The sequence below is a fragment of the Cupriavidus sp. L7L genome, assembly GCF_004353535.1.
GTDB lineage: Bacteria > Pseudomonadota > Gammaproteobacteria > Burkholderiales > Burkholderiaceae > Cupriavidus > Cupriavidus oxalaticus_A.
The window spans coordinates 554,590-581,174 of the sequence record NZ_SMNY01000010.1; the positions used below are offsets into that span (position 1 = coordinate 554,590).

Annotated in this window: 20 protein-coding genes; 11 read left to right on the forward strand and 9 right to left on the reverse strand. The window is 68.3% G+C overall.

The genetic code is table 11. The features are described from left to right. Positions 1-5: 5 nt before the first annotated feature. Positions 6-827, reverse strand: coding sequence for an alpha/beta fold hydrolase (locus tag E1J61_RS14225; protein WP_133094672.1), 822 nt, complete (start codon positions 825-827; stop codon positions 6-8). Positions 828-946: 119 nt separating this feature from the next. Next, a complete protein-coding gene (locus tag E1J61_RS14230) occupies positions 947-1,633 on the reverse strand; it encodes a hydrolase (RefSeq protein WP_133094673.1) in 687 nt (228 codons plus the stop codon). A 332-nt stretch (positions 1,634-1,965) separates the two neighbouring features. Here E1J61_RS14230 and E1J61_RS14235 point away from each other — a divergent pair, with 332 nt between their 5' ends. The 3 genes from E1J61_RS14235 to E1J61_RS14245 all read left to right on the forward strand — a co-directional run bounded on the left by E1J61_RS14235 (position 1,966) and on the right by E1J61_RS14245 (position 8,386). Next, positions 1,966-2,625: a response regulator transcription factor gene (locus E1J61_RS14235; RefSeq protein WP_133094674.1), complete on the forward strand. Its 660-nt coding sequence runs from the start codon at positions 1,966-1,968 to the stop codon at positions 2,623-2,625. Next, positions 2,622-6,962, forward strand: coding sequence for an AAA family ATPase (locus tag E1J61_RS14240; RefSeq protein ID WP_243736863.1), 4,341 nt, complete (start codon positions 2,622-2,624; stop codon positions 6,960-6,962). The genes E1J61_RS14235 and E1J61_RS14240 overlap by 4 nt, the downstream gene beginning before the upstream one ends. Before the next feature lie 191 nt (positions 6,963-7,153). Beyond that, complete coding sequence (locus E1J61_RS14245; RefSeq protein ID WP_133094675.1) at positions 7,154-8,386, forward strand: TetR/AcrR family transcriptional regulator; 1,233 nt, start codon at positions 7,154-7,156, stop codon at positions 8,384-8,386. Between the two features lie 48 nt (positions 8,387-8,434). On the opposite strand, the gene E1J61_RS14250 is transcribed toward E1J61_RS14245, so the two are convergent. From E1J61_RS14250 to E1J61_RS14280, 7 genes are all read right to left on the reverse strand, one after another. Further along, complete coding sequence (locus E1J61_RS14250) at positions 8,435-9,526, reverse strand: ABC transporter ATP-binding protein (protein WP_133094676.1); 1,092 nt, start codon at positions 9,524-9,526, stop codon at positions 8,435-8,437. Continuing rightward, on the reverse strand, positions 9,513-10,490 hold the full coding sequence (locus E1J61_RS14255; protein WP_133094677.1) for an ABC transporter ATP-binding protein: 978 nt from the start codon (positions 10,488-10,490) through the stop codon (positions 9,513-9,515). Before E1J61_RS14255 ends, E1J61_RS14250 begins: the two co-directional genes overlap by 14 nt. A 28-nt stretch (positions 10,491-10,518) precedes the next feature. Then, the gene (locus E1J61_RS14260) at positions 10,519-12,243 is read right to left on the reverse strand and encodes an ABC transporter substrate-binding protein (protein ID WP_243736864.1); all 1,725 of its coding nucleotides are present in this window, start codon (positions 12,241-12,243) and stop codon (positions 10,519-10,521) included. 66 nt (positions 12,244-12,309) lie between these two features. After that, positions 12,310-13,236: an ABC transporter permease gene (locus tag E1J61_RS14265; RefSeq protein ID WP_133094678.1), complete on the reverse strand. Its 927-nt coding sequence runs from the start codon at positions 13,234-13,236 to the stop codon at positions 12,310-12,312. Then, positions 13,236-14,192 (reverse strand): ABC transporter permease, encoded by a 957-nt coding sequence (locus E1J61_RS14270; protein WP_133094679.1) that lies wholly within the window; start codon positions 14,190-14,192, stop codon positions 13,236-13,238. The genes E1J61_RS14265 and E1J61_RS14270 overlap by 1 nt, the downstream gene beginning before the upstream one ends. A 235-nt stretch (positions 14,193-14,427) precedes the next feature. Beyond that, the gene (locus tag E1J61_RS14275) at positions 14,428-15,567 is read right to left on the reverse strand and encodes an acyl-CoA dehydrogenase family protein (protein WP_133094680.1); all 1,140 of its coding nucleotides are present in this window, start codon (positions 15,565-15,567) and stop codon (positions 14,428-14,430) included. A gap of 45 nt (positions 15,568-15,612) precedes the next feature. After that, positions 15,613-16,797 (reverse strand): acyl-CoA dehydrogenase family protein, encoded by a 1,185-nt coding sequence (locus tag E1J61_RS14280; protein WP_133094681.1) that lies wholly within the window; start codon positions 16,795-16,797, stop codon positions 15,613-15,615. A gap of 533 nt (positions 16,798-17,330) precedes the next feature. Between E1J61_RS14280 and E1J61_RS14285 the strand changes: the two genes are divergently transcribed. The 8 genes from E1J61_RS14285 (at position 17,331) to E1J61_RS14320 (ending at position 26,581) form a co-directional block, all read left to right on the forward strand. Beyond that, positions 17,331-18,683: an MFS transporter gene (locus tag E1J61_RS14285; protein ID WP_133094682.1), complete on the forward strand. Its 1,353-nt coding sequence runs from the start codon at positions 17,331-17,333 to the stop codon at positions 18,681-18,683. Positions 18,684-18,742: 59 nt separating this feature from the next. After that, positions 18,743-20,824 (forward strand): 3-hydroxyacyl-CoA dehydrogenase NAD-binding domain-containing protein, encoded by a 2,082-nt coding sequence (locus tag E1J61_RS14290; RefSeq protein WP_133094683.1) that lies wholly within the window; start codon positions 18,743-18,745, stop codon positions 20,822-20,824. A 186-nt stretch (positions 20,825-21,010) separates the two neighbouring features. Then, complete coding sequence (locus tag E1J61_RS14295; protein WP_133094755.1) at positions 21,011-21,862, forward strand: STAS domain-containing protein; 852 nt, start codon at positions 21,011-21,013, stop codon at positions 21,860-21,862. 14 nt (positions 21,863-21,876) lie between these two features. After that, positions 21,877-22,245: an STAS domain-containing protein gene (locus E1J61_RS14300; protein ID WP_133094684.1), complete on the forward strand. Its 369-nt coding sequence runs from the start codon at positions 21,877-21,879 to the stop codon at positions 22,243-22,245. Beyond that, the gene (locus E1J61_RS14305) at positions 22,242-22,655 is read left to right on the forward strand and encodes an anti-sigma regulatory factor (protein WP_133094685.1); all 414 of its coding nucleotides are present in this window, start codon (positions 22,242-22,244) and stop codon (positions 22,653-22,655) included. Before E1J61_RS14300 ends, E1J61_RS14305 begins: the two co-directional genes overlap by 4 nt. Before the next feature lie 28 nt (positions 22,656-22,683). Beyond that, positions 22,684-23,682: a SpoIIE family protein phosphatase gene (locus tag E1J61_RS14310; RefSeq protein ID WP_133094686.1), complete on the forward strand. Its 999-nt coding sequence runs from the start codon at positions 22,684-22,686 to the stop codon at positions 23,680-23,682. 2 nt (positions 23,683-23,684) lie between these two features. Further along, positions 23,685-24,593, forward strand: coding sequence for a sensor histidine kinase KdpD (locus tag E1J61_RS14315; protein WP_133094687.1), 909 nt, complete (start codon positions 23,685-23,687; stop codon positions 24,591-24,593). Positions 24,594-24,595: 2 nt separating this feature from the next. After that, positions 24,596-26,581 (forward strand): response regulator, encoded by a 1,986-nt coding sequence (locus tag E1J61_RS14320; protein ID WP_133094688.1) that lies wholly within the window; start codon positions 24,596-24,598, stop codon positions 26,579-26,581. The last annotated feature ends 4 nt before the right edge of the window (positions 26,582-26,585 follow it).

Genomic DNA, 26,585 nt, shown 5'->3' on the forward strand with positions numbered 1-26,585 from the left:
CGAACTCAGCCCTTCAGGAAGGCGAGCAGGTCGGCATTGACCTGGTCGGCATTGGTCACGCACATGCCGTGCGAGGCGCCGGGGTAGACCTTGAGCGTCGCGCCCTTGACCAGATCGGCGGCGCGCCGGGCCGAGGCGTCGATCGGCACGATCTGGTCGTCGTCGCCATGCAGGATCAGCGTGGGCACGTCGATCTTCTTCAGGTCCTCGGTGTAGTCGACCTCCGAGAATTCGCGGATGCAGGCGTACTGTCCGACGATGCCGCCCGCCATGCCCTGCGCCCAGAAGGCATCGATGGTGCCCTGCGAGACCCTGGCGCCGGTGCGGTTGAAGCCGAAGAACGGCACCGCCAGGTCCTGGTAGAACTGCGAGCGGTTCTCGGCCACGCCCTTGCGGATGCCGTCGAACACGTCCAGCGGCAGCCCGCCCGGGTTGGCGTCGGTCTGCAGCATCAGCGGCGGCACCGCGCCGATCAGCACCGCCTTGGCCACGCGTCTGGTGCCGTGGCGGCCGATGTAGTGCGCCACCTCGCCGCCGCCGGTAGAGTGCCCGACCAGCACCACGTCGCGCAGGTCCAGCGCCTCGATCAGCGCGGCGAGGTCGTCCGCGTAGGTGTCCATGTCGTTGCCCTGCGCGGGCTGGTCCGAGCGGCCGTGGCCGCGGCGGTCATGGGCGATCACGCGGAAGCCCTGGCGCGCGAGAAACAGCATCTGCGCGTCCCATGCATCGGCATGCAGCGGCCAGCCATGCGAGAACACGACCGGCTGGCCCGCGCCCCAGTCCTTGTAGAAGATGCGGGTACCGTCCTGGGTGGTGATGGTTTTCATCGATCAGGCCCTCCTGGAAGCAGGAAGTGGAAGAAGGCACCCTGGCGGTGCCTGGCAGGTTGGCTTGCGCGCCGCCGTAGTGGGCGCGCGCAAGCCGCGGTCATTGCGGGATGCCGGGATCAGCGCGCCGGCACCGGCGCCACCGACTCGTGCGGCGTGGCGGTGCGCTGCGGCGCCTTGTGCACCATCGTGTAAGCGTAGTCGACGCCCATGCCATAGGCGCCGGAATGTTCCTTGACCAGTTTCATCACGGCGTCATACGTGTCGCGGTGGGCCCAGTCGCGCTGCCATTCCAGCAGCACCTGCTGCCAGGTCACCGGCACCGCGCCGGCCTGGACCATGCGCTGCATGGCATAGTCGTGCGCTTCCTTGCTGGTGCCGCCGGAGGCATCGGCCACCATGTAGATCTCGTAGTTGCCTTCCAGCATCGCGCACAGCGCGAAGGTGGTGTTGCAGACCTCGGTCCACAGGCCGGCGACGATCACCTTGTTGCGGCCGTTGGCCTTGAGCGCGTCGCGGACCTTCTGGTCGTCCCACGAGTTCATCGAGGTACGCTCCAGCGTCTTCTGCCCGGGGAATACGTCGAGCAGCTCGGGATAGGTGAAACCGGAGAACGATTCGCTTTCGACCGTGGTGATGGTGGTCGGGATATTGAAGATCCTGGCGGCCTTGGCCAGGCCGATGACGTTGTTCTTCATGGCCTGCCGGTCCATCGACTGCACCCCGAAGGCCATCTGCGGCTGGTGGTCGATGATGATCAGCTGGCTGTTTTGCGGGGTCAGGACTTCGAGCTTTGGGTTGGACATGGAGTCGATCCTCGGGACAGGGGTTTGAGCGCAGGCGCAGGCCGACGGCGGCCGCCGGCATGCGGAACGGCAAGCCACGGCAGCGCGGCCCGGATAAGAAGACTAGATGGCAGGCGCAGGAATCGCCATTGCATGATGGTATTAATCGGTCCGGCGACGCTTGCACCGGAAGCGGGGCGAGCAGTTCGGCGCCGGCGCGCGCCTGACTAATACAATGGTATTAGTGACGCGCACTTCTCCCGTGCTGGCAATGACGGTCATTGCCGATGGCGGCCTGCTGGTTATAATCCGCTGCTCGTGCGCCCCCGCACGCGCGCCCTGGAGAGCAGACCGTGACATCCCCAAGCCTGGAGCCTGCCGACGACAGTGCCTGCGATGACGCGACCGTACTGGTCGTCGACGATGATGCCGGCGTGCGCCATGCGCTCGGCAACCTGTTCCGCTCGGTCGGCCTGAGCGCGGTGCTGTTCGAGTCCGCCGCCGAGCTGCTGGCCTTTCCGTTGCCCGATACCCCATGCTGCCTGGTGCTCGACGTCAGGCTGCGCGGCCCCAGCGGCCTGGACCTGCAGGGCCGGCTGGCGCGCATGGGCGTGCCGCTGCCGATCATTTTCATGACGGGCTACGGCGACATCGCCATGAGCGTGGCCGCGATGAAGGCGGGCGCCGTGGACTTTATTCCCAAGCCGTACCGCGACCAGGACCTGCTCGACGCGGTCAGCGCCGCGCTGGCCAGGGACCGCCTGCGCCGCAAAGGCGTGCGCAAGGCCGACGAATTGCGCGCCAGCTACGAGACCCTTTCGCCACGCGAGGCCGAGGTCATGGGCCTGGCGGTGTCCGGCCTGCTGAACAAGCAGATCGCGGCCGAAATCGGCATCAGCGAGGTGACGGTCAAGATCCATCGCGGGCAGGCCATGCGCAAGATGAAGGCGCGCACCTTTGCCGAGCTGGTGCTGATGGCACAGCAGCTGGGCCTCTGCCAGGTCGGCCAGTGACGGACAAGCCGTCGCCACCGGCGCTGCAAGTCCCGGCGCGCCTTGTGGGGCGCGCGCGCGAGATGGCGCTGCTGACCGATGCGCTCGGGCGCGTGTGCCTCAGCGGCAAGTCCGAACTGGTTCTGGTCGCCGGCGGTGCCGGCACCGGCAAGTCCGCGCTGGCCAATGCCTTCTCGCGCCAGGCCGCGGCGCAGACCGGCGCCCGCATTGCCGCCGGCAAGAGCGACCAGCTCCAGCTCGATATTCCGTATGCACCGGTGGCGCAGGCCATCCTCGGGCTTACGCTTGGCTTGCTGGATGCGCCGCCGGCCACGCTGGCGCCGCAGCGCGCGCGCTGGCTGGGCATGCTGGCGGGCCAGGGCCGGGTGGTGGCCGAACTGGTGCCGGAGGCCGAACAGGTGCTGGGCCGCACGGCGCCGCTGGCCAACGTGCCGGCACAGCAGGCGCAGGCCCGCGCACTCGGGGCACTGCTGGCCACCTTTTCCGCCTTTGCCGCGCCGGGCCAGCCGCTGGTGCTGTTCTTCGACGACCTGCAGTGGGCCGACGCGTTCACCGTCGCGCTGCTGGAAGCCTTTACGGTGCAGCGTCCGGGCGGCATCCTGCTGATCGCCGCGTACCGGGACCACGGCCAGGACGTCGAGCAACGCTTCTCGTGGCTGCTGCATGCCAATCGCGGCGGCGCGCTGGCGGTCACGCGCATCCCCGTCAGGCCGCTGGCGCCCGCTGACCTGGCCGAGCTGGTCGGCGCCGCGCTCGACGAGCCGCCCGCGCGTATCGCGGCGCTGGCGCACGCCGTGCACGACCGGACCGCGGGCAACCCGTTCTTTTCCTACCAGTTGCTGCGCACGCTGGTCGACGACGGCGTACTGACCAGGCAGGCCTGCGGCACCGGCTGGGACTGGCATGCCGCCAAGGTCGACGACCAGCATTACACCGGCAACGTCGTCGACCTGATGATCCGGCGCTTTGCCAGGCTGCCCCGCGCCGGTACCGGACTGCTGCAGCAGCTGGCCTGCGTCGGGCTGCGCGCCGACGCCGGCCTGCTCGCCCGCGTGGCCGGCGTCAGCGCCGCACAGCTGGCCAGCCAGCTGCAGCCGTTCGTCGACGCCGGCTTGCTGGTGCAGGCGCCGTGCGGCTACGCGTTCCAGCACGACCGCATACTGGAATCCGCATATTCGATGATCGAGCCGCATGCGCGCCCCGCCGAGCACGCGCGCATCGCGCGGATCATGATTGAGCACTGGCGCGGCCAGCTGGCGGACCATGCGTTCGAGATCTGCAACCAGATCGAGCGCGTAGCCGTCCGGGCCAGCCAGCCGTTGCCGATGCCGCAGCGGGTGGCCTTCATCGAGGTGCTGCTGGTGGCGGGGCGGCGCGCCTGGCGCTCGGGCGCGATCGGGCAGGCGCTGCACTACATGGACACGGCCCAGGCGCTGATGCAGCCGGACTGGTGGGAAGCGCACTATGGCCTGGCCTACGCCGCCAACCTGCTGCGTTGCGAATGCCTGCTGGCGCAGGCCCGGCTCGATGCCGCGTCGGAGGGCATCGATGCACTGCTCGCTCGCGCGCATGACGCGCTCGACCAGGCCGCCGTGTACCGCCTGCGCGCCAGCCTGCAGACCGTGCGCTCGGACTACGAAGGCGCGATCAATGCCGCGTTGTCCGGGCTCGCGCTGCTCGATGTACACCTGGAGCGCGCGCCGTCGTCGCAGCGCATGCGCGACGCTTACGACGCCGTGCGCGCCGCGCTCGGCACGCGCCCGATCGCCACCCTGGCGTCGCTGCCCGCCACCGATGACCCGCGCATCCATGCCGTGATGGGGCTGCTGTCCACGCTGATTTCTTCGCTGTTCGTGCGCGATGGCATCAGCTTCCTGCATGTGGCCAAGATGGTCGAGCTGACCCTCGACCATGGCGCCACGCCGGAATCTCCGTACGGCCTGTCATGGTTCGGCGTGTTTATCGCCAGCCTGTACGAGGCGTACGAGGACGGGCTCGCGTACGGGCAGGCGGCGATGGCGCTGATCGACCACCATGGCTATGAAGCGGGACGCATCGCGACGCTGGTCGCCGTGGACCAGGTCAGCGCCTGGACGCGTCCGCTGTCGTATGCGCTGAGCCACGCGCAGCAAGCCGTGACGCTCGGGCGCGCCTCCGGCGACATCGGCATGGCCTGCTATGCCTGCAACCATATCGCGTCCGACCTGCTGGCCATGGGGGAGCACCTGTGCCTGGTGGCGGAAGAGATCGCGCGCGGCCTGGCGCTGACGCGCCAGGTCCAGTACCGGGACATAGAGCTGATTTTGCATTCGCAGCTGCATTTCGTGCAGCGGCTGCGTGTTGGCGACGAAGGTGGCGACGAACGTGGAGAGGGCGGCGACGGTGTCGAAAGCAGCAGTTGGCAGGAGGACGCCGCACACTGCGGCACCGCCGCGCAGCGGCTGGCACGCAGCAACTCGTTGCCGACCCGCTTCTGGATCTACCTGTACGACGGCATGGCCGCGGTGTTCCTCGGTCAGTTTGCGCAGGCGGCGCACAGCCTGCGCCAGGCCGAGACACTGATCTGGTCCGCGCCCGCGCATATCAATGTGGCCGACTGCCGCCTGTTCCTCGGCATTGCGCTGGCGCACGCGCAGGCACCGCAGGCGGCCGCCGACATTGCGGCACACCGCGCCTGCTTCGCGCGCTGGGCAGCGCTCAATCCGCTGACGTTCCGCAACAAGCTGCTGCTGGTCGATGCCGCGCTGGCCCAGGCGGATGGCGATCCGCTGCGCGCGCTGGCCTGCTACGAGCAGTCGGCCGAGGCGGCAGCTGCAGCGGGCTTCGTGCATGAGCAGGCGCTGGCGCATGAACTGGCCGGCATGCTGTGCGCCCGGCACGGCCTGCATACGGCGGCCCGGCAGCACCTGGCGCTGGCGCGCGCGTGCTACCAACGCTGGGGCGCCGAACACAAGGTGACGCTGCTGGCCGCGCAGTATCCGCAGCTCGGCGCACCCGTGGCCGACGGCACGCCGGCACCGCCGGCCGCCAGCTGGGAACTCGGCCGGCAGGCGGCGCGTGCGTTGTCCAGCGAGATCGTGATGGATCGGCTGGTCGAGAGCCTGCTGAGCACCGTGATCCTGCACGCGGGCGCCCGCTACGGGCTGCTGGTGCTGATGCGGGATGACGAGCCGATGATCGAGGCCTCGGGCCGCGTGCTCGACGACAGGGTGACGGTGGCACTTGGCTCGGCACCGCCTACCGAGCACGCGCTGCCGCTGGCGGTGCTCAACAGCGTGCTGCGCACGCGCCAGACGCTGGTGCTAGCCGACGCCATGGTCGACGCACCGTCGATCCGCACCAGGGCAGCCATCGACAGCGGCGTGCGCTCGGTGCTGTGCCTGCCGCTGGTGCGTGGACAAAGCCTGATCGGCGCGGTCTACCTGGAGAACAACAACGCTCCGGGCGTGTTCGGCGCGAACCATGTCGCCGAACTGGAGATGCTGGCGCCGCAGGTCGCGATCTCGCTGGAAACGGCGCGGCTGTACGAGCAGCTGATCGGCGAGAACAACCGCCGCGTGGCCGCCGAGATCGGCCTGCGCGATGCGCGCGCCGAGCTGGCCCGCACCTCGCACCTGACCGTGATGGGAACGCTGGCGGCATCGATCGGCCATGAAGTCAACCAGCCGCTGACAGCCATTGTCGCCACCGCCGATGCCAGCGTGCGCTGGCTGAAGCGGCCGCAGCCGGAGTTCGGAGAGGCGCTGGAGGGCCTTGCCTTTATCCGCCAGCATGCGCTGCGCGCCGCCGACATCGTGCGTGCGCTGCGCGCGCTGGCGCGGCAGGCGCCGGCGGTGCTCGCGCCGCTTTCTCCGGACGAGGTACTGCGCGAGGTGCTGGAGATGGTGCGGCCCGATCTGGACGCGCACCACGTCAGGGCCGTGACCCGGCTGACTGCCGGCGCCACGCAGGTGGAAGCGGACCGCGTGCAGCTCCAGCAGGTGGTGCTCAACCTGGTCACCAACGCGCTCGACGCCATGGCCGGCACGCCGGTCGAGCAGCGCGAGCTGCTGGTGGCTTCGTACCGCGAGCAGGAGGCCCAGGAGATGGTGGTGGTCAGCGTGCAGGATCACGGGACCGGCATTGCCGAAGATGTGCTGCCGCGCGTCTTCGATGCCTTCTTCACCACCAAGGACGACGGCATGGGGATGGGGCTTGCGATCTGCCGCTCGATCGTCGAGGCGCACGGCGGTACGCTGGTGGCCAGGCGCCGCCGCAGTGGCGGCAGCGAGTTCATGTTCCGGCTGCCGGTGTTCCACTCTCCGGCACCGGCTGCGGCTTTGGCGCACGAGCCCTGACGGGCTTGCGCGGTGCACATGCCTCAGGTCTTCGGGGCCGATGCCACCAAGATGCCGAATACTGTCTGGATAATAAGGTACGTGCGGCAAAGCGGGAACATCCCGATATCTCACGCGCAAAACCCCCGCTTATAATCCCTGGTACCGTATCTTCGAAAAACCGGTCCGCCCATCCGCGCACCGGACCGCTCATGCTCACGGACCAGTCGGAAGCCAGGCAGACCCGCCGTTATGTCGAAAAGCGCGAAGGCATCCTCGATGCCGCCGCGGCGCTGTTCAACCGCAAGGGCGTGCGCGGCACGACGCTGTCGGACGTCGGCCAGCTGGTGGGGTTGAACACCAACAGCATCACGTACTACTTCCGCAAGAAGGAAGACCTGGTGCTGGCCTGCCTGATGCGCACCATCGAGGAAATGCGCGGCCTGGCCGGCGCGGCTGCGCAGCACGGCAGCGCCGGCGAGCGCGTCGCCGCCTTTATCGCGCTGTTCGTCGCGCGGCTGGCGCGCACCGCGGCGGGGGAGCGGCCGGAGCTGATGAGTTTCCGTGAGATCCGCGCGCTGCCGGCCAGCCATGCCGACGTGGCGTTCTCCGCCTACAACGACATGTTCCGGCAGATCCGCGGGCTGCTGCGCGATGCCACGCCCGCCGACCCGGCACAGCGCAGCGCGCTGAGCGCGCGGGCCCACCTGCTACTGTCACTGACCAGCGGCGCGATGAGCTGGATCGAACGCTACGAACCGGCGGACTACCCCAAGGTCGCGCAGACGCTGGCGGACATCGTGCTCAATGGCATTGCCGCGCCCGGCACCGCGTGGCAGCCGGAGCTGGATGCCGAAGCGCTGCTGCCGACGCTGGGACAGCCGGAAACAACGCAGCAGGCGTTCCTGCGCGCCGCCACCGAGCTGCTGAACGAGCAGGGCTACCGTGGCGCCTCGGCGGACCGGATCTCGGCGCGGCTGAACCTGACCAAGGGCGCGTTCTACCACCACAACGAGAACAAGGACGACCTCATCTCCGCATGCTTCGACCGCATGTCGGCGGTGATCCGCGACACCCAGACGCTGGTCGACGAGATGCCCGGCACCGGCTGGGACAAGCTGTGCGCGGTGTCGCGCGCGCTGGTGCATTACCAGTTCTCCAGCCAGGGACCGCTGCTGCGGCTGACCATCTACGGCGCGCTGCCGGAAGAGATGCGCATCGCCAAGATGCAGGACATGGCGCGTCTGTCCACGCGCTTTGTCCGCTTCCTGGTGCAGGGCATGCAGGACGGCTCGATCCGGCCGCTGGACCAGTCGATCGCCGCGCTGCAGGTGCATGGCATGATCAACGCCGCGGTCGAGCTGCGCCGCTGGGTCCGCGACGCGACCGCCGACAACGCCGCCGATCTGTTCGTGCGGCCCATGATGATGGGCCTGCTGCGCTGAACTGAGCTGAACCGGCGCGGCAGCGCCCGGGGGGTTTGCCGCGAGATGTCAGTCGTACAGGTGGCAGGCCACCATCTGGCCGTCGCCCTGGTCGCGCAGCACCGGGTCGGCGCTGCGGCACTGGGGCATGGCCGAAGGGCAGCGCGTATGGAAGCGGCAGCCCGAAGGCGGATGCATCGGGCTGGGGACTTCGCCCTGCAGCACGATGCGCTGGCGCTGGCGTTCAGCGCGCACGTCGGCCACCGGCACCGCCGACAGCAGCGCGCGCGTGTACGGGTGGCGCGGCTCCGCGTAGAGCTGGTGCCGGCTGGCGATCTCGACGATGCGGCCGAGGTACATCACCGCGATGCGGTCGCTGATATGGCGCACCACCGCCAGGTCGTGGGCGATGAACAGGTAGGACAGGCCCAGGCTGCGCTGCAGCGCCATGAACACATTGACCACCTGCGCCTGGATCGACACGTCCAGCGCCGACACCGGCTCGTCGCAGACGATCAGGCTCGGTTTCAGCGCCAGTGCGCGGGCGATGCCGATGCGCTGCCGCTGGCCGCCCGAGAATTCGTGCGGATAGCGGTCGGCCATGTAGGGCAGCAGGCCGACCATGTCGAGCAGCTCGGCCACGCGCGCCTGCAGCGCGGCACGATCGCCGGCCAGGCCGTGGACGTGCAGCGGCTCGGCGATGATGTCGCGCACCTTCATGCGCGGGTTCAGCGACGCGAACGGGTCCTGGTAGACCATCTGCACGCTGCGGCGGAAGCGCTTTTCGCGCGCGCCGCTGAAGCCGGCCAGGTCTTCGCCATCGAAGGCGATCCGGCCCGCGCTGGCGGGCAGCATCTTCATGATGGCCAGCCCGGTGGTGGACTTGCCGCAGCCGCTTTCACCCACCAGCCCCAGCGTCTCGCCGCGGCGCAGCGTGAACGAGACGCCATCGACCGCCTTGACCGAGCCGACCTGCCGCTTGAGCAGCACACCGCGCGTCACGGGGAAATGGACCTTCAGGTCTTCGACCTGGAGGATCGGGTCGCCGGCCTGGGACGGTTGACGACTGGCCGGCGCCTCGGCGCCTGCGCTGCCATGCGTGCGATCCGTGCGCTCAGGCGGCGCGACGCTGCGCGCCAGGGGCGTGTCAATGGGCGTCATGGAGGAAGCAAGCCTTGAGGTGTTGATCGGAAACCGCGCGCAGCTCGGGCGGCGTCTGCCGGCACTGTTCCTGCGCCAGCCGGCAGCGCGGCAGGAAAGCGCAGCCCGGGCCCAGCGCGGTCAGGTCGGGCGGCTGGCCGTCGATCGGCACCAGCGGCTGGCTGGTGTCGCCGTCCAGGCGCGGCACGCACGCCATCAGCCCGCGCGTGTAAGGATGCGCGGGATGGCGGTACAGTTCGTCCGCGGTTGCCGTCTCCACCAGCCGCCCGCCGTACATCACCGCGACGCGGTCGGCATAGCGCGCCACCACGCCAAGGTCGTGCGTGATCAGGATCAGCGCCGTGCCGGCCTGCTGCGCCAGCCCCTTGAGCAGATCCAGGATCTGCGCCTGCACGGTGACGTCGAGCGCGGTGGTCGGCTCGTCGGCGATGATCAGCTTCGGCTTGCAGGCCAGCGCCATCGCGATCATCGCGCGCTGCCGCATGCCGCCCGAGAACTGGTGCGGATAGGCGTGGACGCGGCTGCGCGGCTCCGGGATCTGCACCTGCGCCAGCAATTCCGCGGCCTCTTCGTAGGCATCGCCCCAGGCGCGGCCCTGGTGCACGCGGATCGGCTCGGCGATCTGCTTGCCCACCGTCAGCGCCGGGTTCATCGACGACATCGGCTCCTGGAACACCATCGCGATGCGGTTGCCGCGGATGGCGCGCATGGCCACCGGCTTGAGCCTGAGCAGATCCTGTCCCTCGAAACGGATCTCGCCGGATTCGATGATGCCGGGCGGCTGCGGGATCAGGCCGAGGATCGACAGCGCGATCACGCTCTTGCCCGAACCCGACTCGCCGACGATCGCCAGCGTCTCGCCGGCGGCCACGTCGAACGAGACCCGGTCCACCGCGGTGACCACGCCGCGGTCGGTGCGGAAGCGCGTGGTCAGGTTCTTCACCTGCAGGATTGGCTTTGCCATGGTTGCGTCCCGGTTGTCGGTGGGAAAATCAGAAGCCGAGCTTCTTCTTCATCTCCTGGTCGATCCAGGCGCGCGCATAAATGGGCCCATTGCGCACCGCGCCGGCGCGCAGCTCGCCATCGTAGTTCTTGACCCACGGCCACCACGCGGTGAACAGGTAGGGCGTCGGCAGCCAGATATACGGCGCTTCGGCCAGGATGTCGCGCGTCATGGCACGCAGCGCTTCCTGGCGCTTGCCCAGGTCGCGCATCTGGAAGGCCTGGTTGACGCGGGCATCGAACCTGGGGTCGTTCCACTGCGAGGCATTCCACACCTGTCCGGCGACGAAGCTCTTGCGGATCGTCGTGGTCGGGTTGGTATGGCCGTTGCTCATCATGTAGCCCGGCGCATTGGTCTTGGTGGTCATCGCCGACAGGAAGGCGCCATACTCCATCGGCTGGATCTCGATGCGCACGCCTACCTGCTCCAGGTACGCTGCGATCAGCGGCAGCATTTCCATATGGTCCTGGCTGCAGGCGCAGACCTGCACCTTGAACTTGAAGCCCTTCGGGTAGCCGGCCTCGGCCAGCAGCTTCTTCGCCTTCTCCGGGTTGTAGGTGAACAGCTCCTTGACCGATTCCGGCATCGCGCTCAGCGGCTCGAAATAGCCGGTGTAGTCCGGGTGCTGCGGATAGGCGAACAGCTCGGCATTGCCGCCGTAGTACTGCTTGACGATCTCCTGCTTGTTCACCGCCATGTTCAGCGCGCGGCGCACGCGGATATCGTTGAACGGCCTGGTGTCGACGCGCAGGGCCAGGTACTGCCCGGTGTAGGACAGCCAGCGGGACCACTTGAGTTGCGGCGCGCTCTTCTTCAGTTCATCGACGGCGGTCCAGCGCACCATTTCCAGCACGTCGAGCTTGCCGGTGCGCAGCATGGTATTGCGGGTGGCCTCGTCCTTGACGGTGCGCAGCACCACCTTGTCGGAAAAGGGCAGCTTGTAGTCCTTGCCACCGATCTTCTCGGTGTCCCAGTACTGCGCGTTCTTCGCATACGTGCTGGAATTGCCCTGCACGAACTGGGTCAGCGTGAACGGGCCGGAGCCGGTGACGTTCTTCCAGTTCGCGGCGCCCGCGGTGGCGACCTCCTTGGGCATGATGCCGGAGTAGTAGCCCCAGCCGAAGCGGTAGTCCCATTCCGCATTGAATTCCTTGAAGCGGAACACGACCGTATGCTTGTCCACGGCCTCGACCTTGCTCAGGTGGTCGAAGTAGGTGGGAATCTTCTTGGCGCTGGCGTTCTGGCGGCTGTAGCTGAACACCACGTCCTCGGCGGTCAGCTCGCGCTCTTCCATCACGCCAGGCTTGGCCGGGAAGCGTACGTTCTTGCGCAGCTTGACCTCGAGCGTAAGCGGGTCGGTCCATCTCCAGCTTTCGGCGAGTTCGCCGCGGATGGCATCTTCGGGCAGCCAGGCGTCGGCCTGGAAGGCGTACTTGCCGCCGTTGCGGCGGGCCTTGGACAGGTCGGCGGCGAAGAGCTGCTCGTAGACCTGGCCGGTGTCGTAGTTCTGCTTCCAGTTCCAGTCGCCCAGGTCCCACGACAATGCGGAGATGGTGGGGTAGACCGAGCCGACTTCGATGGTGCCGCCATACTTCGGCGCTTCCGCCTGCGCGGCTGCCGTGCCGCAGGCGAAGGCCGCGGCCATTGCCGTCGCCACCGCCACCAGGGAAGCCCGCCTCGTCATCCTGTCGTCCGTCTTCACGCTGCGCACCATCGTCTGCTCCTTTGGGGATCATGATGTGCCGGCTCGTCATGCCGGCCGCTCGTCAATCTGCTGTTCTCAGCGGCTGCCCCGCATGCGCGGGTCGAGCAAATCGCGCAGCGCATCGCCATACACGTTGATCGCATAGACCACGATGGTCAGGCAGGCGCCTGGCGCCAGCGCCAGCCACGGGCCCTGGAACATAAAGGTGCGGCCGTCGCCCGACAGCATGCCGCCCCAGGTCGGGGCCGGCGGCGGCACGCCGAGGCCGAGGAAGGACAGGCCCGACTCCGCCAGGATCGCGGTGCCCACGCGCGTGGTGAACAGCACGATCACCGGCGGCAGCACGTTGGGCAGGATGTGGCGCCACAGGATGCGGCTGGTCGACGCCCCCATCGACTGCGCCGCATGCACGTACATGTTCTCGCGCACCGACACCACCGCGCTGCGCACGATGCGCGAGCCGCCGATGCCGAGCAGCAGGCCCAGCGTGCAGACGATCTGCCAGCTGCCCGGGCCCAGCACCGACACCACCACGATCAGGATCACCAGGTCGGGAAAGCTCATCCAGGCATCGACCATGCGCTGCACCACCAGGTCGAACTTGCCGCCCAGGTAGCCGGTCAGGATGCCCAGCGCGAGCGAGATCGCCGTGGCCAGCGTTGCCGCCGACAGCCCGATCACTACCGACAGCCGGGCGCCGTACAGGCAGCGCGAGAACATGTCGCGGCCGAGGTTGTCGGTGCCGAACGGATGCGCCCACGAGGGCGGCTGCAGCCGCGCCATCATGTTGATCTCGTTCATGCCATACGGCGCCAGCAGGTCGGCGAACACGCCGCAGAACAGGAACACCGCGCAGATCACCGCGCCGGCGGCGCCCAGGGGCTTGTCGCGGAACAGCCGCCGCAGCAGCGCGAAGCGAGGCTGGCGTTGCCGGCCGGAGCGGGGCAGGGCGCCAGGCAGGGTGGCGGAAGCGGCGTGCGGATCGACGGTCGGGGGTGCCATCAGCGGTGCCTCACTTTGGGGTCGAACAGCCCATAGCTCAGGTCGACGAGCAGGTTGATCAGCATCACCGCGACGCCGACCACGAGGAAGATGCCGGTGATCAGCGGATAGTCGCGCTGGTGCACGGCATCGAGCAGCAGCAAGCCCATGCCCGGCACCACGAAGATCTGCTCGATCACCACCGCGCCGCCGATCAGCAGCGGCGCCTGCAGGCCGATCAGCGTCACCACCGGGATCAGCGCATTGCGCAGCGCATGCCGCAGGATCACCAGCGGCTCGTTCAGGCCCTTGGCCCACGCGGTGCGGATATAGTCCTGGCGCAGCACCTCCAGCATCATGGTGCGCGTCATACGCATAGTGATCGCCGACAGCGCCATGCCGAGCACGATGGCCGGCACCAGCATCTGCCTGACATGCTGCACGGGGTCCTCCAGGAAGGGGACGTAGCGCACTTCGGGCGACCAGCCCCACCACACCGACGGGAACACCATCACCATGGTGCCCAGCCAGAAGCTGGGCACTGCCAGCATCAGGATCGAGAAGGAACGCGCCACATAGTCCGCCGCGGTGTCCTGGCGGATCGCCGACAGCACGCCGATCGGCAGCGCCACCGTCAGCGCCACGGCCAGTGCCAGCACACCCAGCGAGAAGGTCGCGGGAATGCGCGCCATCACCATCCTCAGCACCGGCTCGCCTTGCCAGAGCGACTGCCCCAGGTCGCCATGCAGCACGATATTGCCGACCCAGTGCAGGTACTGCTCCCACATCGGGCGGTCGAGGCCGAGCGCATGGACCAGGTCTTCGCGGGTGCGCGTATCGGCGCTGATGTCGTTCTGGCTCAGCATCAGGTCGACCACGTCGCCCGGCACCAGCCGCACGATGGCGAACACGATGATGCTGGCGAAGACCAGCGTCGGCAGCAGCGCCAGCAGGCGGCGCAGGAGATAGGCGCTCATGGCCGGCCTCCGTGCATGGGCCGGCATGGTGGCGTGCCGCCAGCCATTGCGGTCGCTAGCGTGAATGCGGGGAATGCTGGTGCCCGGGGATTTGCCGACATGCTGCCTCCTTGCTGGCGGTCGGGCCGGTGCGGGCGCGTGGCGCCGCAACCGGGGCGTCCGTTGCCGCCTCAATGTTGCGTGATGTCCTGCAGGCCCCTGCGGATGGGGCCGAATCTCTCAGCTTCTCAGCCGCTCAGTAGCCGCGCAGCGTGGCCCAGCGGTCGAGCTGCCAGTTCGCGTCGCCCAGCCATTCCTGCGCGGTGCGGGCGCGCTTCATGAAGAAGCCGATATCGAATTCGTCGGTCATGCCGATGCCGCCGTGCATCTGCACGCCTTCCTGCACCGCCAGCGTGGCGGTATCGCCGGCCTTGGCCTTGGCCACGCAGACCAGCGGCTCGGGACCGTCGGCGTTGCCTTCGTCGAGCCGCTGCTGGCAACGCAGCACCGCGGCGCGCGCCAGTTCGATCTCGGCAAAGAGATGCGCGGCGCGGTGCTGCAGCGCCTGGAATTCGCCGATGGCCTTGCCGAACTGCCTGCGTTCCTTCAGGTACGCCAGCGTGCGCGCGAACGAGGAATCCGCGATGCCGAGCAGTTCCGACGACAGCACCGCGCGGGCGATGTCCAGCACGCGCTCCAGCATTTGCGCCCCGGCACCCTCGTCGCCCAGCAGGGCGTCGGCCGGCACCCGCGCGGCGTCGAAGACGATGCGCGCGGCATTGGTGGCATCGGCCAGCACGGACCGTTCCACCTGTACGCCGGCGTGGTCGCGCGGGACCAGGAACAGCGAGACGCCGTCGCTCGCGCCGGCGGCGCCCGTGCGCGCGGCGACCACCAGCGTATCGGCCACATGGCCATCGACCACGAAGACCTTGCTGCCATCAAGCACATAGCCGTCCGCGTCGCGCCGCGCCTGCGTGGCGATGCGCTCGGGCCGGTGCCGGGCAGTTTCATCCAGCGCCAAAGCCATCAGGTGCCGGCCCGCGGCGAGCGCCGGCAGCAGCGCGCTGCGCTGGCTGTCGTTGCCGTACAGGCCGACCAGCGATGCGCCAAGCACGGCGGTGGACAGGAAGGGCAGCGGCGCGAGCGTGGTGCCGATCGCTTCCGCGATCACGCCGGCCTCGACCGCGCCGAGGCCGCTGCCGCCATAGGCCTCGTCGATCATTACCCCGGTAAAGCCCAGCGCGGCGCAGCGCTGCCACAACTCGCGCGAGAAGCCGACGGGGTCGCGGGTGTCGCGCAGCTCGCGCAGCGCGGAGATCGGGGCGTTCTCTTGCAGGAACGTCATGGCGCTGTCGCGCAGCATCTCCTGCGTGTCGGTCAATACGATGGGCATGGCGGCGTCTGGCAGATGTTGGGTCGTGGAGGATGGCGCGGCGGCTCAGGCGCCGGGCAGGCCGAGCAGGCGCTTGGCGACGATATTGAGCTGGACCTCGCTGGTGCCGCCCTCGATCGAATTCGCCTTGGTGCGCAGCCATGCCCGCGCCACCGCGCCTTCCTGGCTGCGCGGGCCTTCCCATTCGAGCGCATCGGTGCCGCCGACCGACATCAGCAGCTCGTAGCGCCGCTTGTTCAGTTCCGCGCCGTAGTACTTCAGCACGGACGAGAACGCGGCCATGCCTTCGCCTTGCCGCGCCAAGTCGCGGGCGCGCTCGCCGGCCGCGGCGAAGGCGGCCTCGTCGACCTCGAAGCGGGCGATCTGCGCGCGCAGCACCGGGTCGTCGAGCCGGTGGCGCTCGTCCACGCCAATGGCCTTGGCGGCATGGCGCCCCAGCGGCTGGCGGAAGCCGCGGCTGCCGATCGCGCTGATCATCTCGCGCTCATGCGTCAGCAGGTACTTGGCGATGGCCCAGCCACCGTTAAGCTCGCCGACCAGCTGGTGGCGCGGCACCTTCACGTCGTCGAAGAAGGTCTCGCAGAAGGGCGACTTGCCGGAGATCAGCACGATCGGGCGGGTCGAGACGCCCGGCGACGCCATGTCGAACAGCAGGAAGCTGATGCCGGTGTGCTTCTGCGCCGCGAAATCGGTGCGCACCAGGCAGAAGATCCAGTCGGCCTTGTCGGCATACGAGGTCCAGATCTTCTGGCCGTTGACCACAAAATGGTCGCCGTGCTCTTCGGCGCGCGTCTGCAGCGCGGCCAGGTCGGAGCCGGCGTTGGGTTCGGAATAGCCCTGGCACCAGCGGATTTCGCCGCGCGCGATCCTGGGCAGGTGTTCGCGCTTCTGCGCCTCGGTGCCGTATTTCAGCAGCGCGGGCCCGAGCATGGAGATGCCGAAGCTCTGCAGCGGCACGCGGCAGTGCAGCCGCTGCATCTCGGCGCGCAGCACCCGTGCCTCGGCCGCGCTCAATCCGGCGCCGCCATACTCGCGCGGCCATTCCGGCACGGTCCAGCCCTGTTCAGCCATCCGCTGCAGCCACAGCCGCTGCGCCTCAGACTGGTAGCGGAACTTGTGGCCGCCCCAGCAGATGTCGTCCTCGTCCTGCATCGGCAGGCGCATCTCAGGGGGGCAATTGGCCTCCAGCCAGGCGTGTGCCTGCTGCCGGAACGTTTCCAGTGCGTCCAAGCTCGTCTCCTTGTTGTGCGCCTGTGGGCCCGTGTCCTGCGCTGTTGCCTGGCGGCCGGCAGAATCAGGGGCACTGCAATAGCAGTCTTGATTTTCGAAAAACGTCGACAGCTACGCAGCGGCAGGAACTTTTATACAAGCGGCTTCTGGCATCGTCAATACTCCAAAACCTAAAATGGACGGCAGAGCGCTGTCATCAGGAAATGGAGGGAAGAGCCACGATGGGACTGGAAGCAGCCACGGCAAAGGCATTGCCGCGCTAATGCGGTGCAGCAAACGTGCGTGATATGCGGAATTTTCATGGCATGTATGGCCAAAATCGCGGGACTCGTGCCGCATTGCGACCGCCTTGGAAGGGCTCGCCTCCCCGCTTTCGATGCCAGCTCGCCGCCTCGATTCCCTAGTTTCGAAACTGCTCAATGTCGCCATGCTCGAAAAACGAACGCTTGTGCTAGCATTTATCGCAGCCATACCAGAAACACGAAAAAGCATCCGGCATCGACCATTGCGCCGGACCCACAGCGGGAGACAACGTGACAACGCAGGCCGGCATAAGCGGCGCGCTGCTGGGCGAAGCCGCGGAGGCGGAGCAACAGCGCGCCGAACAGCATTTCCGCGACCATGTCGACCGCCACCTGCCGCGCAACGCGAAGGCGTTCCTGATCCATGGGATGCTTGGCATGACCGGTTTCCGGCTGGTGACCGCGCCCACCTTCGTGCCCGCTTACCTGTACCTGCTGTCGGGTTCGAAACTCACCGTCGGCCTCGTGCTCGCGGCCCAGTATGCCGGCATGGCAGCCTCGTCGATCTGGGGCGCGACGCTGATCGAGCATCGCCAGCGCGTGATGCCGCTGATCTACCTGGTGGGCTGGCTGGTGCGCGGCCAGATCCTGGGGCTGGGGCTATCGGCGCTGCTGCTGAGCGGGCGCGGCGCGCTGGTGGCCGCGGCGGCTTTCCTGCTGCTGTTCGGGCTGCTCAACGGCGTGCAGAACGTCAGCTTCAACTACCTGACCTCCAAGATCATCCCGCTGGCACGGCGCGGGCGGCTGACTGCGCTGCGCAATTTCTTCGGCGGCCTCACCGCGGCGGCGGTGGCGTGGATGGGCGGGCGCTACCTGGTCGGCAACGATGTGTTCGGCAACGGCTATGCCGCCACCTTCCTGGCCGCCTTCGTGCTGACCAGCCTGGGGATCTCGGCGCTGGCGGGCATGCGCGAGCCGGCGCTGCACGACGTGCGCGTGCGCGCGGGCTTCGGCCGGCGCGTGGGTGAGTTGCCGGCGCTGCTGGCAGCCGACCGGGATTTCGTGCGCTTTTTCCTGGCGCGGGCACTGGTGGCACTGGGCATGATGGCGATGCCGTTCTATGCGATCTACGCCGGCCGGCTGCTGGGGCTGGATGGCGCCACGCTCGGGTACCTGAGCCTGGCCTACCTGCTGGCGCAGACGGGCAGCAATCTCGCCTGGGGCCGCGTCGCTGACAGGCATGGCTACCGGGTCGTGTTCCTGGCCAGTATCGCCACGTGGGTCGCCGCCACGGCGTGGCTCCTGGGGTGCGCCACGCTGCCGGGCTTCCTGCTGGCGTTCTGCGGCCTGGGCGCGGGCTTCGGCGGCTTCTTTATCTCGGCGGACAACCTGGTGATGGAGTTCGGGGCGCGCAAGGACCGGCCGATGCTGCTCGCCGTTTCCGACACGGCCACGTTCAGCATGATGGCCGTCGGTCCGGTGATCGGCGGGCTGCTGGCCCAGTCGGTGCACTTCCCGCTGGTCTTCGTCGTGGCCATCGCGGTCAAGCTGGCCGCCTTTGTGCTGGCACTTCGCATTGCCGATCCGCGGTCGCGCCGGAACCGGCCGGACCGCGCCGACGACATGGTCGGGCTGCGTGACTGAGGCATTGCCGGCCGATTCCCCTGTCCCCTTTCCTTTCCCCGAAAGTACAAGGAGCTTGCATGACCGCCATCAACGCAGTCACCAGCCTGGCCGTGGACGGCAATATCGCCGTGCTGACCGTCGATTCGCCGCCCGTCAACGCGCTTTCCGCCGCGGTGCGCGCCGGCATCCTGCAGGGAATCGAGCGCTGCATCGCCGATCCGGCTGTGCAGGGCATCGTGCTGGCCTGTGCCGGCAAGACCTTCATTGCCGGCGCCGATATCACCGAGTTCGGCAAGCCGTTCGTGCCGCCCGGGCTGCCCGAGGTGCAGGCTGCCATCGAGAACAGCCCCAAGCCCGTGGTCGCCGCCATCCACGGCACCGCGCTCGGCGGCGGGCTGGAGGTGGCGCTGGTATGCCATTACCGCATTGCCGCGCGCAGCGCGAAATGCGGCCTGCCCGAAGTCCATCTCGGGCTGTTGCCGGGCGCAGGCGGCACGCAGCGGCTGCCCCGGCTGGTCGGCGCGGAAAGGGCGCTGGAAATGGTCGCCTACGGCACCCATGTGCCCGCGCCCGAGGCCGCCGAGATGGGCCTGCTCGACGCGCTTGCCGACGATGCCACGCTGCGCGCCGATGCGATCGCCTTCGCGCGCCGGATCGTCGGGGAGCAGCGGCCGCTGCGCAAGGTGCGCGACCTTGACGACAGGATCGCCCCCGCGCGCGGCCAGGGCGAACTGTTCGCCGCCTTCCGCCAGGCCAACGCGCGCCGCTTCCGCGGCTTCGAGGCGCCCGAGGCCAATATCCGCTGCATCGAGGCGGCGGTCGAACTGCCCTTTGACGAAGGGCTGCGGCGCGAGCGCGAGCTGTTCCAGGCGTTGATGGGGGGCACGCAGTCCGCCGCGCAGCGCTACGTCTTCTTTGCCTCGCGCCAGGTCTGGAACGTGCCCGACATCGGCGCCGATGTGCCGGCTACCCCCGTGGCCAGGGTCGGCATCGTCGGCGCAGGCACCATGGGCGGCGGCATCGCCATGAACTTCCTCAACGCAGGCATGCCGGTCACCATCGTCGAGACCACGCAGCAGGCGCTCGACCGCGGTCTGCGCACCATCCGCGCGAACTACGACAACACCATGAAGAAGGGGCGCCTGGGCGCCGCCGAGGTCGAGGCACGCATGGCGCTGCTGACGCCCACGCTGGACCTGCAGCAACTGGCCGAAGCCGACCTGGTGATCGAAGCCGTGTTCGAGAACATGGAAGTCAAGAAGGAGCTGTTCGGCCGGCTCGACCGGATCGTCAAGCCGGGCGCCATCCTGGCCACCAATACCTCGGCGCTGGATGTCGACGAGATCGCCGCGGCCACGTCGCGTCCAGAAGCCGTGATCGGGCTGCATTTCTTCTCGCCGGCCAATGTGATGAAGCTGCTGGAAGTGGTGCGCGGCGAGAAGACCGCGAAGCCCGTGGTGCGCACGTCGATGGAACTGGCCCGCAAGATCGGCAAGGTCGCGGCTCTGGTGGGCGTCTGCCCCGGCTTCGTCGGCAACCGCATGCTTGCGCAGCGGCAGCGCGAGGCGCAACGGCTGGCGCTGGAGGGTGCGCTGCCGTGGGACATCGACCGCGTGCTGTATGACTTCGGCTTCCCGATGGGCCCGTTCGCGATGAGCGACCTGGCGGGACTGGACCTGGGCTGGGTGCGCGAGCGTTCGACCGGATCGACGCTGCGCGAGATCCTTTGCGAGATGGACCGGCGCGGCCAGAAGACCGGCGCGGGCTACTATGACTACGACGCGCAGCGCAACGCGCGGCCGTCGCCGGTGGTGGAGCGGGTGATCCGCGACTTTGCCACGCGCCAGGGCCGCACCCGCCGCGCGGTATCCGACCAGGAAATCCTGGAGCGCTGCGTTTTCCCGATGATCAACGAGGGCGCGAAGATCCTGCAGGAGGGCAAGGCGCTGCGGGCGTCCGATATCGATGTGATCTGGAACAACGGCTATGGCTGGCCGGTATACCGGGGCGGCCCGATGTTCTATGCCGACACCATCGGGCTGGACAAGGTGGTGCGCACGCTGCGGCAGTACGAGGAAATGCTCGGCGAGGAGTTCCGGCCCGCGCCGTTGCTGGCGGACCTGGCGGCGCGCGGCAAGCGGTTTGCCGATCCGAAGTAGCCATCAGCCATCGGGCATAGGACAGGCCCGGAACGGGCGCAGCCGTGCACGGCAGTGCACACGGCTGCGCCCGTCTTTGTTTTGCAGGGCGCGATGAAACGTGGAGTGAGCTATCAATCCCTCCTAGAATGCACTGACACCGACTCCTTTGTCTCCTGTGCATCGCTTACAACTTTCGCCATGCCCATGCGTCCAGAAAACCAGCGCCTTGCCGACCTGTTGCACGCCGAAGCCGAGAACCTGGCCGATAGCTGGGCCACCGAATACCAGTCGTTGTCCGGCGGCCGCGGCTTCACCGGCACTCTTGCCAGGGAGCAACGCTCCATCCTGCGGAGCCTCCAGGCAGCCTTGCACGCCAATGGCGATGCAGGCGGCTTCGAGCAGGCGCCGTTCGCCGAGCTGCGCGAGGCGCTCGCCGACCTGTCGGCCTCGCGTGCCGCGCAAGGCGAGACCGCGGACGTGACCAGCGGCTTCGTGTTGGCGCTCAAACGGCCGATCTTCGAGGCGCTGCAGCGCGACCGCAGCAACCTGGAAGCGCAAATCGAAGTGATCTGGGCCGCGTCCGCCATCGTCGATCGCATGGCGCAGTGGACCATGTCCACCTACCAGCGCAGCCGCGAGGACATGATCCGGCGCCAGCAGCAGGAACTGTTCGAGCTGTCGACGCCGGTGATCAAGCTGTGGGAAGGGGTGCTGGCGATACCGCTGATCGGCACGCTGGACAGCAGCCGTGCCCAGCTGGTGCTGGAAACCCTGCTGCAGCGCATCGTCGAAACCGGCTCCACGCTGGCCATCATCGACATCACCGGCGTGCCGACGGTCGACACGCTGGTGGCCCAGCACCTGCTGAAGACGGTGACCGCGATCCGGCTGATGGGCGCGGAGAGCATCATCAGCGGGATCCGGCCGCAGATCGCGCAGACCATCGTACATCTGGGCATCGACCTGCAAGGCATCGTGACCAAGGCGACGCTGGCCGACGCGCTGGCCACCGCCATGCGGCTGACGGGGCACATAGTGTCCCACCAGCCGGTCTGATCGGAGGCACACGCATGGAGCGGATTCCGATCCTGCGCATGGGGTCCTACCTGCTGGTCACGATCCAGATCGACATGCAAGACCAGACCGCCCTGCGGCTGCAGGAAGACCTGGCGGCCAGCATCGAACAGAACACCGCGCGCGGCGTGCTGATCGACGTCTCGGCGCTGGAAATGGTCGATTCGTTTATCGGCCGCATGCTTGTCGGCATTTCCGATATCGCTCGCATCCTGGGCGCGGCCACGGTCGTGGTCGGCATCCGCCCGGCCGTGGCGATCACGCTGGTGGAACTTGGGCTGCCCCTGACTGGCGTCAGGACCGCGCTCAACGTCGAGCGCGGCATGGCGCTGCTGGACAAGGCGCAGCGGGGTGAGCTCAGGTGACGCAATCCGCGCTCGGCACCACCGGAACGATCCCGCTGCGCGACGAGCGCGATGTCGTGCAGGCCCGCTCGGTCGTGCGTACGCTGACCGCCCAGTTGCAGTTTTCACTGGTCGAGCAGACTAAGATGATTACGGCGGCCAGTGAACTGGCCCGCAACGCGGTGGTGCACGGGCATGGCGGCGAAATGCGCTGGGAAGTCATCGACGAAGGCGTTCGCCGCGGCTTGCGGCTGCATTTCGAGGACAAGGGCCCTGGCATCCGGGACGTAGACCTGGCGCTGACCGATGGCTGGACTACCGGCAACGGCCTGGGCATGGGCCTGTCCGGCAGCCGCAGGCTGGTTAACGATTTCTCCATCCGCACCCAAGTCGGGGAGGGAACCTGTGTCAGTGTCACTCGGTGGAAGTAGCGGACAGGGTCCCGCCGCCGTGCTGCCCATGGACGACGCCAGCCGGGTCGGCGAAGCCCGCCGGCTCGCGGCCGACCTGTGCGCGCGGCTGGCCTTCGACAGCGTGCTGGCGGGCCGGGTCGCCGTGGTGGCGAATGAGCTTTGCAGCAACCTGGTACGCCATGCCGTCGGCGGCCGGATATTCATTGGCGCCCGCGCCCTCGGCGACCGCATGCTGATCGAGCTGATCTCGCTGGACAACGGGCCTGGCATGCGCGATCCGCAGGCCTGCCTGCGCGACGGCTATTCCAGCGCGGGCAGCGCCGGTCAGGGGCTGGGCGCGGTACGGCGCATGGCCGATGACTTCGATATCGTCAGCCGCTTCGGACAGGGCAGCGTCATCCTGGCGCGGTTCTATCGGGACCGGGAGCCGGGCGGGTGCCCGGTGCGCGGGGCGCCGGTGCGCGGCTGCATGGTCGGGGCGGTGTGCCTGGCCGCACCCGGCGAGCAGGTCAGCGGCGACGGCTGGGCCGTGGCACAGCACGATGGTGGCGCCGACGTGGTGCTGGCCGATGGCCTCGGGCATGGCCCGCTGGCCGCCGACGCAGCCAGCGCCGCGCTGGCGGCGTTTGCCGAGAAGCCCTGCGGCAGCCCGTCCCAGGTCCTCCAACGTGCCCACGCGGCATTGCGCAGCACCCGCGGCGCGGCCGTCAGCGCGGCGCGGCTGGACCTGCGCGGCAACCAGATCCATTTCGCCGGGGCCGGCAATGTGATGGGCCGCGTTATTTCCGGCACGGCAGACCGCACGCTGCTGCCGCAGCATGGCACCGCCGGAATCCAGGTGCATACCATCCAGGAGCAGGTGCTGGATTGGCCGGCCCATGCGCTGTTGATCCTGTTCTCGGATGGCGTGCAGTCGCGCTGGCAACTGGACGATGCCAGCCTGTTGCGGCACGACCCCACGCTGATCGCCGCGTTTATCGTATGGAAGTTCAGCCGCGGCCGGGATGACACCACCGTGCTCGTGATCCGCCGCGCTGAGGGTTGAGCATGGCCAGCCACGACTACTCCCGCTTGCCGCCGGACACCCCGCTGAGCCCGGACGAACTGCGCGAGGCACTGGAAGCCAAGATCCGCGAGTGCGATGGCCTGCGCGCGGAACTGGAGGAGACCAACCGCGGCGTGGTGGCGCTGTATGCAGAACTGGACATCCAGGCGGAACAGCTGCGCCAGGCCACCGAGCTGAAAAGCCGTTTCCTGGCGTACATGAGCCATGAATTCCGCACTCCCATCGTCGCGATCCAGAGCATCACCCGCCTGCTGATCGATCGCGTGGACGGTCCGCTCACCACCGAGCAGGAACGGCAGGTGATGTTCGTGCGCGAGACCGCCGCGGAGTTTGCCGACATGGTCAACGACCTGCTCGACCTGGCCAAGCTCGAAGCGGGCAGGGTCGACGTGTCGCCGGCATGGTTCGACATGGTCGCGCTGTTCGATACGCTGCGCGGCATGTTCAAGCCGGTGCTGACCAATCCCGAGGTGTCGCTGATCTTCGAGGAGCCGCACGAGGTGCCGAACCTCTACAGCGACGACCGCAAGCTGTCGCAGATCCTGCGCAACTTCATCTCCAACGCGCTCAAGTTCACGCCGCGCGGCGAAGTCCGCATTTCCGCGAGGCTGGTGGGCGAGGCCGAGGTCATGTTCTCGGTCAAGGACACCGGCATCGGCATCCCCGCGGCGATGCATGGCGCGGTGTTCCAGGATTTCGTCCAGATCGATTCGCCGCTGCAGCGCCGCCTGCGCGGCTCCGGGCTTGGCCTTGCGCTCAGCAAGCGGCTGGCCGAGGTGCTCGGGGGGCGGGTCGGTTTCGAAAGCGAAGTCGATGTCGGCTCGCGCTTCTACGTCACGCTGCCGCTCACCTATCCTGCAGCGCAGGCGGCGGGCGCGGCAAAGGCATGATCATGGACCCGCAATCCACGCAGCAGGCAGCACCATCCGCGTCGCCTCCGTGCGTACTGGTAGTCGACGACAATCCGGTCACCCGCTATTCAACCGTGCGCGTGCTCAAGAGCGCAGGGTTCCAGACGACCGAGGCCGATTGCGGACTGGATGCCTTGCGCCTGGCGGGGACGCCGGGCATTTCCGTGATGGTGCTCGACGTCAACCTGCCCGATATCGACGGGATCCAGGTGTGCGAACGGCTGCGTGCCGATCCGGATACCGCGACGCTGCCGGTGGTCCACCTGTCAGCCACCTACGTGCAGGATTACGACAAGGCGCGCGGGCTGGATGCCGGCGCCACGGCCTACCTGGTCCATCCCGCCGAACCGGAAGTGCTGATTGCCACGGTCTCGGCGCTGGCTCGCGCCGCCGCGGCCGAGCGTTCATTGCGCGAGAGCGAGGCGCGCCTGCGCGCGATCTACCAGCAGGCCACCAGCGGCATCTGCGTGCTGGACGCGCGCGGCCAGCTGATCGACGTCAATCCCGCCATGCTGACGCTGCTGCAGCGGCCCGCATCGGATCTGCTCGGGCAGCGCGTCACAGCGCTCGCGCCCGGCGATTTCGCCGCGCGCGCCGCCGAAGCCACGGTGCCCGCGGACGAGGGCTGGCAGGGATCGTTCCCGCTGCTCGATGCGGCGGGCGAGCCGGTCCACCTCGACTGGAACATTTCCCCCACAACGCCATCGGGCGACCGGGTCGCGGTCGTGACCGACGCTACCGAGCGGCTCCACCTTGAGCGCCAGCAGGAGCAGCTGATCGAGCGCGAACAGGCGGCGCGTGCCGGCGTCGAGCGCGTGAACCGCATGAAGGACGAGTTCATTGCCATCCTGTCGCACGAGCTGCGCAACCCGCTCAATGTGATCTCGGTCTGGACCCATGTGCTGGGCCGCCACGTGAGCACCGACGAAGGGCGCCGCGGGCTGGCCGCGGTCGAGCGCAATGTCGCCATCCAGCAGCGGCTGGTGGCCGACCTGGTCGACGTGTCGCTGCTCAATGTCGGCAAGATGAAGCTGGAACGCGAGATGGCGAACCCGGCCACCGTCATCCGCGCCGCACTCGACAGCATGCAACTGATGGCCAGCGAGAAGCGGTTGTCGCTGGAGGCGCAGATCGCCCCGGACCTGGCGCAGGCTGCGTGGCTCGATCCGGCGCGCTTCCAGCAGATCCTGTGGAACCTCATCTCCAACGCGATCAAGTTCTCGCCTCAAGGCGCCACCGTCCGCGTGATCGCGAAGTCCGATGCGGAAACGCTGAGCGTGTCCGTGGTCGACACGGGCCGCGGCATCGATCCGGAATTCCTGCCGTTCCTGTTCGACCGCTTTACCCAGAGCGACGGCCCCAATCGTCGCGTGCAGGGCGGGCTGGGCCTCGGGCTGGCAATCGTCAAGCGCCTGGCCGAGATGCATGGCGGCATCGTGCAGGCCTGCAGCGAGGGGGTCGGCCGCGGCGCCACCTTTGAAATTGCCATCCCGCTGCTGGCGCCGGGCACCGAGCCAGTGGAGGCAGAAGCTGCCGGCGGCACTGACCACGGCGCACCCGAGAGCGCAACGCGGCTGGACGGACTCGATATCGTGCTGGTGGAAGACGACAGCGATGCGGCCGCCGCCCTCACTGCCATCCTGGCCGGCTTTGGCGCCCATGTCCGCAGCGCGCGCGACAGCGACGACGCCCTGGCGCAGATGGCGAACGCCTCGCCGGACCTGATCATCAGCGACATCGGCTTGCCTGGCCGCGACGGCAATGAACTGATCCGCGAAGTGCGCGCGCAGGAGGTGATCGGCTCGCGTGCGCGCGTGCCGGCCATCGCCCTGACTGCCTTCACGCGCCAGCAGGACCGGCGCCTGGCAATGGAAAGCGGCTTCGATGCGGTGTGCGCGAAGCCGCTGCGCCTGCAGGAACTGATCAGCGCAATCGAGATGGCGCTGCCGGGCGGGAAGTACGGCTAGGCCA